The 11,980-nt window shown below is 67.1% G+C and carries 12 protein-coding genes; 10 read left to right on the top strand and 2 right to left on the bottom strand.

Annotated features, from left to right (window positions below; all coding sequences use genetic code 11):
• Both IR155_RS14930 and IR155_RS14935 read right to left on the bottom strand, forming a co-directional pair.
• The coding region (locus IR155_RS14930) for a hypothetical protein (protein WP_135115582.1) at positions 1-238 on the bottom strand (238 nt) is incomplete at its 3' end.
• A complete protein-coding gene (locus tag IR155_RS14935; RefSeq protein WP_135115583.1) occupies positions 235-1,227 on the bottom strand; it encodes a rhamnan synthesis F family protein in 993 nt (330 codons plus the stop codon). The genes IR155_RS14935 and IR155_RS14930, both read right to left, overlap by 4 nt.
• Positions 1,228-1,411: 184 nt before the next feature.
• On the opposite strand from IR155_RS14935, the gene IR155_RS16310 reads away from it, so the two are divergent.
• From IR155_RS16310 to IR155_RS14985, 10 genes are all read left to right on the top strand, one after another.
• Positions 1,412-3,787: a glycosyltransferase family protein gene (locus tag IR155_RS16310; RefSeq protein WP_167760817.1), complete on the top strand. Its 2,376-nt coding sequence runs from the start codon at positions 1,412-1,414 to the stop codon at positions 3,785-3,787.
• A complete protein-coding gene (locus tag IR155_RS14945) occupies positions 3,787-5,097 on the top strand; it encodes a glycosyltransferase family 4 protein (protein WP_135115585.1) in 1,311 nt (436 codons plus the stop codon). Before IR155_RS16310 ends, IR155_RS14945 begins: the two co-directional genes overlap by 1 nt.
• A 151-nt stretch (positions 5,098-5,248) precedes the next feature.
• Positions 5,249-5,428, top strand: a complete 180-nt coding sequence (locus IR155_RS14950; protein WP_135115586.1) for a hypothetical protein — start codon at positions 5,249-5,251, stop codon at positions 5,426-5,428.
• Entirely contained in the window at positions 5,425-6,243 is an 819-nt protein-coding gene (locus IR155_RS14955) for a sulfotransferase family 2 domain-containing protein (protein WP_135115587.1), read from the top strand. The genes IR155_RS14950 and IR155_RS14955 overlap by 4 nt, the downstream gene beginning before the upstream one ends.
• Entirely contained in the window at positions 6,236-7,054 is an 819-nt protein-coding gene (locus IR155_RS14960) for a hypothetical protein (protein ID WP_135115588.1), read from the top strand. Before IR155_RS14955 ends, IR155_RS14960 begins: the two co-directional genes overlap by 8 nt.
• A complete protein-coding gene (locus tag IR155_RS14965; RefSeq protein WP_135115589.1) occupies positions 7,054-8,853 on the top strand; it encodes a hypothetical protein in 1,800 nt (599 codons plus the stop codon). The genes IR155_RS14960 and IR155_RS14965 overlap by 1 nt, the downstream gene beginning before the upstream one ends.
• 15 nt (positions 8,854-8,868) lie before the next feature.
• On the top strand, positions 8,869-10,146 hold the full coding sequence (locus tag IR155_RS14970) for a hypothetical protein (protein ID WP_135115590.1): 1,278 nt from the start codon (positions 8,869-8,871) through the stop codon (positions 10,144-10,146).
• Between the two features lie 49 nt (positions 10,147-10,195).
• The gene (locus tag IR155_RS14975; RefSeq protein ID WP_135115591.1) at positions 10,196-11,047 is read left to right on the top strand and encodes a sulfotransferase; all 852 of its coding nucleotides are present in this window, start codon (positions 10,196-10,198) and stop codon (positions 11,045-11,047) included.
• Positions 11,048-11,077: 30 nt separating this feature from the next.
• Positions 11,078-11,542 (top strand): hypothetical protein, encoded by a 465-nt coding sequence (locus tag IR155_RS14980; RefSeq protein WP_135115592.1) that lies wholly within the window; start codon positions 11,078-11,080, stop codon positions 11,540-11,542.
• A gap of 48 nt (positions 11,543-11,590) precedes the next feature.
• A partial coding sequence (locus IR155_RS14985; RefSeq protein ID WP_167760819.1) for a transposase occupies positions 11,591-11,980 on the top strand: 390 nt, incomplete at its 3' end.

The raw sequence follows: 11,980 nt of genomic DNA on the forward strand, positions 1-11,980 counted from the left end.
GGGGTGCGGCCGCGGGTCGCGGCGGGCGGGCGGTCAGAAGGTTGCGCTCGAGCTTGCGCGCGGTCGACGCGATACGCGCGCTCAGCGTCGTCCTCGTGTCGATCAGCAGCACGATGGCCCCGATCAGCAGCGCGCCGAGCGCGACGAGGAGTGCGCTGGGCGAGGTGAGCGCGCCGATGACGACGACGGTGAACGCGACGAGGGCCGCCGCGGCGAGAAGGAGTCGACGCTTGTTCATCGGTTCGCCAGGTCTCGTTCCGAATCGTGTGCGGGGAACGCGGCATCGGCGGTGTAGCCGAGCCCCGTCCTCTGAAGGTAGCGGCGGTCCGGCAGTAGGTTGAGCTCGCCCGTGCGGTGCGGATACCGGGCGCGCGTGTGCCGGAGATACTCTCGGACCCCGTCCATCTGCTCCGGGTGACGCTGCTCGGCGGCGGCCAGGAGCAGGTCGGCGCCCAGGCCGTAGGGGTCGAACCGCAGCGTGTCGAACTTGAGCAGCGGCAGGCGATCGTCGAGGAGCGCGCGGTCCGCGAGGGCGGCGACGGGGTTGTACTCGCGCAGGATCTCGCGGCGCCGCCGGGTCGTCTCGGCGACGGTGGTCGCGCCCTGGCCGGCTTTGAGTCGCACCGTGAGCTGGTGTTCGAATCGTGCCCGCGCGAGCGCGTCCTCGGCGTCCGTCGGCTGGAAGTAGGCCCCCGCGCGGAAGCCCGACCCCCGCACGGCCTGCGTGAGCCCCGCCTCGTACTCCCTGATCACCGTCGTGCGATCCGAGAGGGGAACCATGTCTCGCCAGAACCTCTGGAACCCGTTCGATCGGGCGACGGCGCGATTCACCGTGAGGAAGAAGCTCTGTGCGTGCCCGCCGAACCGCGCCGACCACGTGATCCCCAGCAGGTCGCACTCCTCGGCGCGGACGCTCTCGGTGATCACGCGCAGCGGGACGAAGGGGCCGACGAAGCTGTCGTTGGCGATGACGATGCGGTCGTACGCGGCGTAGTCCCCCGCGAGGTCGAGCCCCCATTTGTAGCTGAAGAAGTCGTACCCGAAGTTCGGCCTGGTGTGGAACTCGGCGTGGGCGGGCAGTGACGCGAGGTCGTCATCGAGTGCGCCCGAGGTCGACACGATGACGACGCGCTCGGCCGCCTGCGTGTAGTTCCGGATCGCGCGCAGCGTGTGCGCGCGGAGCCGCCTGTCCACGTCGTAGTGCGCCATGACGACCAGAAGTGGCATATGCGGACGGCTCCTCGGGGTGGACGTCTCGCAGTCTATGGGGCGGGGCGGTTCCGCCGGAGGCCTGGCCGGGTGCGCAAGAGAGACGGGCTACGATGATCGGGCCAGAAGGCGCGGGTCGGTCAATGACGAATTGGTGCCTTCTCGCACGTCACGGCGTCGGACGAGGAGAAGAGGACGCAGCGTGCTAGACCACGCCTTTTATCGCGAGATGTATCCCGATGTGGCCGAGCTTTCGGACCACGAGCTCAACGAGCACTGGCGGACCGTGGGGGCAGCGCAGGGGCGAATCGGTACGCGGGAAGACCTCCGCGCTCATCTGGGAGAGGCCGCCTCCCTCCTGCCGGAGACATTCGACTGGAGGTCATACCTCGCCTTCAACCGAGACTTGGCGAAGAACGGCTGGAACGGCGTGGAGGCAGCCGAGCACTATGTGCGCGCAGGCCACAAGGCCAAGTTGCCAGCGGACCTGACGGCTTTTCTCGATCGAAAAGGGTTGTCCCTCGATGACCTGCCCGAGGATTTCGAATGGCAGGCGTACCTCGCTCTCAATCCCGACGTGGTCGAAGCGGGGTATTCGACGCGTGATGGTGCGATCGCGCACTATCTGCAGTATGGGATCGGCAGGCACTGGCGGCGTTACCAGTTCGATGCCGGGTTCTACGCCGACTACTACCTCTGGGATGCGCCCTCCGCTGATGGCCGGCGGGAGATCGAGCACTGGCTGGACGTGGGGCGTGCACTCGGGTGGCATCCCACCGCAGCAGCGTGGTTGAAGTCACTCGGCGTGAAGGCGGACCTCTCGATGGTCGTGCCCGACTTCGGCGCCGTCGCGCGCTTGAACGGGCTTGCATCGTTCGGGTACCGGGAACTGGAGGAGGTGATCGCGGGGCGCGACCTGTCTGACCTCCGCATCTACGAGTCTGCGGAGCAGGATGGGCGCTTCTGGATGCTGCTCGCGGACCATGCCGCGATCCACGGAGACGACGAGCTGGCGGAGTTTCGCGTAGAACAGGCGCTCAGGCACGGAGAGACCGCCGACGCGTATCAGCGGCTGGGCGACGTTGCCGTGCGGCAAGGTCGCCGTCGAGTCGCCCTGCGCAACTACGGCAGGGCGCTGGAATTGGGCAGCCGTTCTGTGTGGCCGGGTGCGCACAGTGTGACTCTCAGGAGTGAGCTCGGGGAGATCGAGGGAGCTCTTCGCGACGCCGAACGGCTCGCGGAGGAACACGCGGGCGACGCCGTCGCGGGCGACTCGGTACGTCGACTGGGTTACCGCATCTGGAGCGCGGCGGAGCGTGAGGTGATGGATCTCGCTGCTCGAGGGCGGCGCGCAGAGCTGATCGATGTCGTGTCGCGAGCGGTCGACGACATGGCGCGCGTGCGCGCGTCATGGGTCGCGCAGGGGGCGATCGCCGCCGTTCCCAGTTCGCTTCGGCGTGACAAGGTGCTGCTGGTCGCCGACAAGGGTCTTCCGCAGACGCTTCGCTACCGCGTGGATCAGAAGGTCGAGCAGCTCGAACTGCAGGGCCGTCAGGTTACTGTTGTCGACTGGCAGGACGCCGACGAAGCACACAAGCAGCTTCCCTGGCACGACGTTCTCATCGTGTATCGCGCACCGGCATGGCCCGACATCGTTCGGCTCGTCATCGACGCGAAGGCCGCCGGGAAGGTGACCTTCTATGAGCTCGACGACATGATCTTCGATGTCGAGTTCCCTCCGCCGATCGGGGAGTACGCGGGCCAGGTCGACGCGCGTGAGTACCAGTCACTGATGACGGGCATGGCCGCCTATCGTGCGGCAGCGCGACTCTGTGACTATGCGATCGGCTCGACCCTCCCCCTCGTTGAGCGGCTCGGCGCGCTCGTGCAGACAAGGCGGGCTTTCCTGCACCGGAACGGCCTCGACTCGCGCAACCCGAGGTCCCTGCCGAAGGCCGTGAGTTCGCAAGGCGAGTCAGTCACCGTCTTCTACGGATCCGGCACGAAGGCGCACAACGATGACTTCATCGACCTCGTCCTGCCTGCGTTGGACCGGCTGCTGTCGGAGAGCTCGCATGTGCGTTTGATGGTTGTCGGGCACCTCGTGCTTCCGGAGTGGTTCGTTCGTCGGCATCGAGCGCAGATTGCACAGCTCCCGCTCACTCGCACCGTCGAGGAGTACATGGACATCCTGCGCGGCGCCGATATCAACCTCGCTGTGCTCCAACCGGGCGTGCTGACCGACGGCAAGAGCGAGTTGAAGTGGTTCGAGGCGGGCAATTTCGGCATCCCGTCCGTCGTGAGCGACACAGCGAACTACCGCGACATCATCCGCGACGGCGAGGACGGCCTCATCGCCCGCACGCCGGACGATTGGTACCGGTCCTTGCGGATGCTCGTCGACGACCGTCGCGCTCGCCAGGTCATCGGCGAGGCCGCTCGTCAGCGCATTCTCTCCGAGTACAGTCTGAAGACGCTCGGCGAGAACCTCGTCAGCATCATCGACGCGGCGTGCGATGACATGGAAGCACGTGGGCGCCACGCGCTGGCGGAAGCGGTAGCGAGAGGATCCAGCTGATGGGAAAGCCGAAGATCGCGATCGTGAATGTCTTCTTCCCGCCGCAGTCGATCGGCGGTGCGACGCGTGTCGTTGCGGACAACGCGAGGGTTCTCGGGGAGAAGTACGGCGACGAGTTCGACCTCGTTTTCTACACCTCGGATGCGGGAGACATGCCGGAGCACGAGCTCGAGGTGCATTCGTATAACGGGCGACGGGTGTACCGCGCGGGCATCATCAAGCGGCCGCACATGGATTGGCACCCCTCCGACAAGGAGTCGGGCAGGCTCTTCGCGCGCTTCCTCGAGCACGAACGGCCGGACCTCGTCCACTTCCACTGCATTCAGCGCCTGACCGCGTCCATCGTGAGCGCGACGAGGAACGCCGGAATCCCATACATCGTCACAGTGCACGATGCCTGGTGGATCTTCGACCACCAGTTCCTCGTCGATCAGCATGGCAAAGTTCACCCAATGGGCCGGGCGGATCCCGCAGCCGACATCCCGCTCCCGGAGGGAATCGATTCGGAGGACTCCGAGGATCGTCGCATGAAGCTCGAGGCGTTGCTCCACGGCGCCGCGCGCGTGGTGACCGTTTCGCAGTCTTTCGCGGATCTGTATCGCATGAACGGATTTCCCCAGATAGAGGTCATCGAGAACGGCACGAAGCTCACGGGCTGGAAGCCTCGCACCGCCTCACGTGACGGACGCGTGAGGCTCTCGCATGTCGGTGGTATGTCGGCGCACAAGGGGTTCGAGCTGCTTCGGTCGATCCTTCGGACCGAGCGCTTCGAGCGACTCTCCCTCACTGTCGTCGACCACTCGAAGCCCTTCGGCCACGTCGAGCGGGCGACCTGGGGATCCACGCCCGTGACGATCATCGGCAAGGTGCCGCAGGAATCGATCGCCGACGTGTACGCGGAGACGGACGTGCTCGTGGCCCCCTCGATCTGGCCGGAGAGCTTTGGACTGGTCACGCGGGAAGCGGCTGCCGCTGGATGCTGGGTCGTCGCCTCTGACATTGGAGGCATCGGCGAGCAGGTAGTGGAGGGCAAGACCGGGCTCAAGGTCAAGGCCGGAGACCGTTCGAGTCTCTTGCAGGCGCTCCACACGATCGACGGCGATGCGGAGCGCTTCCTGGGTCGGCCTGCGCCGACAAAGGTTCAGAGCGTCGAAGCCCAGGTAGGCCGTCTTGCGACGGTGTACGCGGAGACGATCTCGCCGACAGGGAAGTCGTCGCCATCCCGCCCGAACGCGCCCAAGGAGGCCCTCGGTGCGCCTCCAGCCCAGCGGGGCGTCGCGCGCATGGCGCGGTCGCTTTTCGGAAAATGATCTCGCAAGCCGCCTTTCGCGGCGGCGACCCGCACCGACCGGCTCGGCACGGGTGCCGATGCTTGATCGGCTTGAAGGAAATGGAGGGCGTGTAGTGGAACCGAGTCGTACAGGGCTGGAGCTCCGAGGCGGTCAGGAGATCGACCAGGGCATGATCGATCTCTTCCGCCTGCGCGGACCGTCCCGCTACACCTTCGAATCGCCGGGACAGCCTCTTCCCCTGGTGGCGTCGGCTTTCGACTACTACGCGGGGCTCAAGGCGGCGGTCGATGCGTCCTCGGTTGAGGCGCTCATCGAGCGAACTTCGACGGCGGTCTTGCAGACCACATGAGGCAGCTCCACGCACGCGGATATCTCGGCCGTCGTGGAGGCACGGTCGAGCCAGGCGCGTTCACGCTCCAGTTCCGAAAGCTCGACGTCTACTACCGCTGGATTCCGAAGAACTCGTGCACGGCGATCAAGCGCACGCTCGTGGGATTCGAGGACGCGGAGCGATCCGAGAGCTTCTCGACTCACAATTTCCACGCGGAGGTGCAGGACGCATATGGTCCCGCTCCGGCGCGGGTGTTCTCCGGCATGGAATCGGCGAAGGCGATTGCCGTGGTACGGGAGCCACTCGAGCGCGTGGTGAGCTGCTACCTCGACAAGTTCAGTGCTCCGACCGTGCGCGAACGCGGATTCGAACGGTTCGCGGAGGGGCACCTGCGCCGGGCGCAGAGGATGCTGGGCGTGCGCGAGGATCTGTCCCGATCGATTTCGTTCGCGGAGTTCGTCTGGTACCTCACCCAGACGCCGGTGGCGGTCTGGGACCCGCACTGGAAGCCCCAATGGACCTACTTCGGAGATGATCAGGACCTGGACGGGTACGAGCTCTTCTCCATGGGTGACACCGCGCAGATCTGGTCGTACCTCGGCGTGGAGCACGACAACCGCAGGTACAACGCCACCGCGGCGGGGGCGCTGGATTTGAGCGCTCGCACCGACGACTACTCGGAGTTGCTGCCGGCCGAGCTGCAGAATGTCGACCAGGCGCAGTATCAGAACTTCTTGCCCGACGCCCTCATCCGCGTGCTGATGCCCTTCTTCGGGCGCGACTACGACATCTACAACCGCGCCGTGGCACAGGGGCGGTCTCGGCGTGACTGAGATCGGTCCCCGCGAGACGGATCGTGCGGGTGGTGCCGCGGAGTTCGTCGACATCCGCGGGCGCGGCTCCAAGACGACGGTGGTTGTCTTCACGGGTCTCGCACAGAGGGTCGGCGCCCTGCCTCCGTTCGAGTTCGCCCGCACGATGGACAGCCTGGGCGTCAACAGCGTCCTGCTGCGCGATCCGAACCTCTCGTGGTATCAGAGCCAGATCCCTGGATTCGGCCGCACATTTCTCGACAAGGCGTATCGGATACGCGAGTACATCGATCAGTGCGGTGGATCTGAGGTGCACTTCCTCGGAACGTCTTCCGGCGGGTTCGCCGCGCTCGCCTATGCGACCGTCATTCCTGCTGTGTCGGTCCTCACGTTCGGTGCGCAGACATCGATTGCCCCGTCCCGTCGAGCAGCCTTCAACGATCACCGTTGGCCCCGCCTCATCGAGAGGGCGAACAACGCTGCGTCGGGGATGTTCCTCGACGTCGCGGAGCTGGGACCGTTGCGAGTACGCCGTGACGCGACGGCGCTGTTCGGCACGACGGAGCAGGTCGACTTGGTGCATGCGCTCCATGCCGCCCGCTTCCTGGGGCCCTCCTACGTCCCGGTCGCCGTCCGCGGTGCGGGAGCTGAAATCGGAAGGGAATCTCTTCCCCCTGCTGGAGGCGCAGTTCGTGGCTGGTGGTATCACCTTCGAGCTTCTGGAGAGGCTGAACGCCAAGGGCGGCCGATTCCAGTTCCTGCCGCTCTGACACCGGCCGACGCACTCACTGCGGGCGAGGGCTTCCGCGCCCGCGGAGATACCATCGTCTGATGGCCGAAAGGAAGACGGCGGCCCTCCCTCCCGGTGCTCGCCTGCTGCACATCGGGCAGCCGAAGACCGCGACGACGACGCTGCAGGCGGCGGCCGCTTCCCGGCGTGAGGAGCTTCTCGCTCACGGCGTGATCTACCCCGGCACCGGGCTGAACCACGGCATCGAGACCTCGGCGCTCATGGAACGCCAGTCGCCGGCATGGTCGCGCGTCCCCGACCGCTCCCGGTGGGACGCGCTGAGGGCCGAGGTCGAAGCCGCACCCGCCCATCGCGCGTTCGTCAGCTATGAGCTGATCGTGCAGGCGGACGACGCCGCGGCACGCAGATTCGCGGATGAGCTCGGGGAGAACACCTACGTGGTCATCACGGTGCGCGCCTTCGCCCCGATGCTGCCATCCGTGTGGCAGCAGTACGTGAAGAGCGGTCGCGCGATCTCCCTGCGCGGTTGGCTGGGCCGGGAGTTCCTGGGCGACGGCGTGCGTCACGCCGCGCGCGAGGGAGCGGGATTCTGGGCGGAGCATGACCTGGCGGCACAGGTGCGGCGCTGGAGCGGGGTGGTCGGGCCCGACCGCGTCATCGTCGTGATCGCCGACAAGCACGACCCCGCCCGCGTCACCGACGCGTTCGAGGACCTCCTCGACCTTCCTCGTGGCCTGCTGCGCCTGCCGCAGCCCACCGGGGCAGCGGTGAACCGCAGTCTGTCGCCGCTGGAGACCCGGCTCGTCCTCGACATCAACCGTCTCCTGCCTTCGCGAGTGCTGCCGCGCAGCTCGTACTATGCGCTGATTCGCGACGGCGTGGTCGCGACGATCCAGCAGCGACGGAGCCCCGGCCCCGACGAGGGGGAGGCGGGGGTCGGCCGGCGCGTCGCAGAGCACGTCGCCCGAGCGGCCGCGACGTTCGTTGCAGCGCTCCGAGATTCCGGCGTGCGCGTGGTCGGCGATGACGCCAGCCTGCTCGAGTCTGCGCCGTGGCCACGCGAACCAGGTTCGAACGGCGCGCTCGAGCTGGATATCGCCGTGTGCGCCCTGCGCGGCGCCGCCTCGGCCGCGCTCGGACGCGGAGTCGACTTCGAAAGCGGCGGCGGCTCCGAGCCTCGCCCCGTACCGCCGCCTGCTCGCATCCGCCTTCCGCGAGCGCGTGACACTCTGCACGTCGAACTGAGCGGGCGGCGGCCCGGCGACCGCATCCGGCCGATCGCCGCGCCCGGCGACGCCGACGCGATCGCCGGTGAGGCGGACGTGCTCGGCGCGCGCCGGGGATCCCGATGGATCCGGATCGACGCAGCCGCCCTGCTCGACTCCGATGTCCGAAGCGAGCTCTTCGCCGCGCTGCGCGTACCTCGTGTGCTCGTCACGGTCGACGACCGCCCCGAACGAGCGCTGTGGGAGCAGGCGCTCGCGCGCGGTGAATGGCGTTCCTTCTCGGAATGGGCTGGCGCCGAGAGGCCGGACGTGGCCGCCTTCCTCGAGGAGATCGCCCCGTTCGCGGCGTCGCTCGACGTCGTCGACGACGTCGCGCTCGAACGGGCCGCCGCACGGCACCCCGCCCGCCTGGCGGTCACCACGCAGCCGGCCGGCGCACTGAGCGAGCACGACATCGAGCTCATCCGTGCTTTCAACGCGAGCACCGCCGACATTCCGCTCACCGCCGCCGAGCGGGTGGCCGTCGTCGGCCGCGGCGCTCTGCGCGGCATGCGGTCGGAGCCCGTCGCTGCGCCGGGCGCTTTCGACTCCGCAGCGCGCGCCGTGTTCGGCATCGCCCTGGGGTTCGCCGGACACGACGTGCCGGGCGAATGAAATAGCCTGGATCGGATGTCAGAGGAACGCCGTTCGTCGCCCCGTCCGCTTCTCGCGGACCTCTCTGCCGATCGCAAGACCCTGACGGTGACGGGGCTTCCCGACGGCGTCGTGGCCTCGGACATCCGCTCGCTGGGCAAGGACCCGATCATCGAGGTGGACGACGCCGCGCACACGGCCACCATCACCCTGAAGCAGGGGCTCGGCCCCTGGGCACTGCTCGGCGGCCCCTTTCAGGCGAACCTGCGCGGTCAGCGGCTTCCGGTGGGCGACGAGCTGCGCGATCGCGAGCGCGCGAGAGTGCTGTCGCTGCAGGGGCCGCCGGTGCCGGTCGTTGGCTTCCAGAACGAGCGCGCGAACGCGGCGCACACGGGCGACGCGTTCTCCGCGCTGACCGTGCCGGTCGGGTCCCGCTCCGCAGACGACGTCGTCGTGGTCGGTCAGGGCGGCCACCTGTTCGTCGCGCGTGGCTCGAATGCGCTCGAGCAGCAGTATGTGCCGCCGGCGACCCGTGCGGAGTCGGCGAAGCTCCGGGAGCGAGCGGCACGCTGGGCGTCGCTGATGCGCGCGCGGCATGACGCCGTCCGGTCGCTCGGTTCCCAGTTCGTGCAGATGGTGCAGCCGGAGAAGTCGAGCATGCTCGACACGGGCCTCGTGGGTCTCGGCGGGCGCCCCACGCCGCTCCTGGTCGAGCTCGAGAAGCGGGTGGCTTCCAAACGGTGGTACGTGAGCGGCCGCGAGGTGATCGACCGCGGTACCCGGACGCGACTCGGTGTCGAGGAGAACTGGATCCCGTTCGACAGCCATCCGTCGCCGCTCGGAATGTGGCGCCTCGCGCGGGCGCTCGTCGAGCGGTTCGCCGATGCGTCGCCCCTTGACAGCGTGCAGTTCACGACCACGACGACCCACGCCGGTGACCTGTCGGGGAAGATCTTCGGGCATTGGATCCGGCAGCCGATCGTGACATCGACCGCGCCGTGGCTCGACAACGGCGCCCCGCGCCTCATCGAGTCGGGAACGACACGACCCGCGCACAAGTTCGTGGGGACGAAGATGGTCTGGCGGAACCCGCAGGCGCCCGTCCCGCTCAAGGTCGTTCTGTTCGGCGCCAGCACGTTCTCGAGCACTCCCCGGATCCACCGCACCGGCAATCGGCTCTTCTCCCACCTGTTCGGGGAGTACCACTTCCGCTGGGAGCCCGACATCGATCTCGACTATGTCGAAGCGGTGAAGCCCGACGTCGTGATCTGCCATACCGTGGAGCGCTTCCTCCCGCGGCTGCCTGAGCGCTGAGCGGCCCGGCCGGCGGGTGGACGTGGTGCACAGCTCCTGAAGGAGACAATTGCCCGTCCTCATGTACCGTGAAGTGATCGAAGGACAAAGGGTCTTCGCCGGAAACGACCGGCGCAGGACGTCGGCGGAGGAAAGCAGTTCAGCAATGATCGAGTTCGTCGTGGGCGGTATCGAGCACTCGGGAACGACCTTGGTTTCCGACCTGTTCCGACAGGTGCCGGGCCTCGACTCGGGCTTCGAGGTCGGAGTCCTGATGAACCGCTCACCTCGGGAGTTCCGCACTTTCGAGCCCTATATCGGTTTCATGAACGAGGGGTGGGGCGTCACGGACGCCGATCTCGACTACATCTGCGACACCGATTCGTTCGCGGAGTTCTACGGAAGGCTTCGAGCGCGGTCTTCGCAGATCGCTGACGGATCGAAGATCTTCGACAAGACTCCGCGCTATCTCCTTGAGCTGGAGCGGGTCCTCGAACGGAGCGGGGTGCCGGCCGTCATGACGTACAAGGACCCGCGATCGATCGTGGCGTCGGACTTCAAGCGATCCAAGCGGCCGGACTTCGACGGCTGGTATCCCACGTACCTCGATCAGAAGCGTCGGTACATGAAGGCGCTCTACAGCAGCTACGAGGCGCATCTGCGCGACCCTCGCGTCGCGTTCGTGTCATTGGAGGAGCTCTCCGTCAACACGAAGGCCTCCGTCGATCGGATCTTCGGTCACGTCGGACTGTCGTTCGATCCGAACTATCTGCTGCTCAAGGATCTCAAGTTCAAGAACACCCACAGCACTTCCATCGACATGACGGTGCCCTTCAGGTATGTCGATGATCTGACGCCGGAGCAGTGCCGACGGGTGGTCGAGGACTTCGCGTTCGCGGGTGACTGGTTCTTTGGATGGTGAGTTCTGCCTGCCGGTCTGGCGCGGGTGAGCATGTCTGAGGCCGTCGTCCTCGCGGGCCCGTCTCACGTGACGAGGCTCCGCTTCGCGATCGATCAGGGCGAGACAGCACCGCCGCGACGCGAGGTCGTCTTCCACGACAGGCCCGGCGAGAGCGTGGCTTCGCCGTTCTTTCAGGAGCCGGCCGTCGTCGAGGGCGCTGAAGATGTCGTCCTGATGGTCGGTGACTTCCGGTTCGGCAACCGGCGGCTGGTGGACGACCGGCAGCCTGGCGCCTACAACGGAATCGAGAAGGATCTCATCAGCAGGGCCAACGACCGTGCCCTCTACGCCGATTCCCTTGCCGCCCTCGACCGAATCGTCGAGCAGAAGCCGTCCATTCGGCTGCTGTTCTGGTGCCTGGCCGGGCGTGAACTCCAGAACCGGCTGGAGGGGCGCTACATGAGTGGCGGGGAGTACCGGCATCCCGTCTGGAATCTCGCTGACGTCGAGTCGTGAAGCGCCCCGGGTTCGGTGGGGGCTCTCAACTCACGGAGGATGAGAGTCATGGCAGCACCGAAGAAGTACCCGGATGAGTTGCGTGAGCGCGCGACGCGGCTCGCGGTCGCGGCGAGGCAGGACCCCGCACGGAGGGCCGGTGCGCTGCAGCGTATCGGCGAGCAACTCGGGATCAACCCGGAGACGCTGCGGGGCTGGGTGAAGCAGGCCGAGATCGACGCCGGGCAGGCGCCCGGGGTGACGACCGCGGAGGCGCAGCGGATCAAGGCGCTTGAGGCCGAGGTGCGGGAGCTGCGGCGAGCGAATGAGATGGCGGATTCAACCGGTCAGCGCAATGAGTGTTGTGAGATGAAGCAGACGCTGATCTCGGGAGGCATTCGTTGCAGGGCAAGCATGGTCATCTCAGTCGTGAGCAGAAGCAGCTCGCGCTCCGTCTCC

The sequence above is a fragment of the Microbacterium paludicola genome (assembly GCF_015235415.1).
GTDB classification, from domain to species: Bacteria; Actinomycetota; Actinomycetes; order Actinomycetales; family Microbacteriaceae; genus Microbacterium; species Microbacterium paludicola.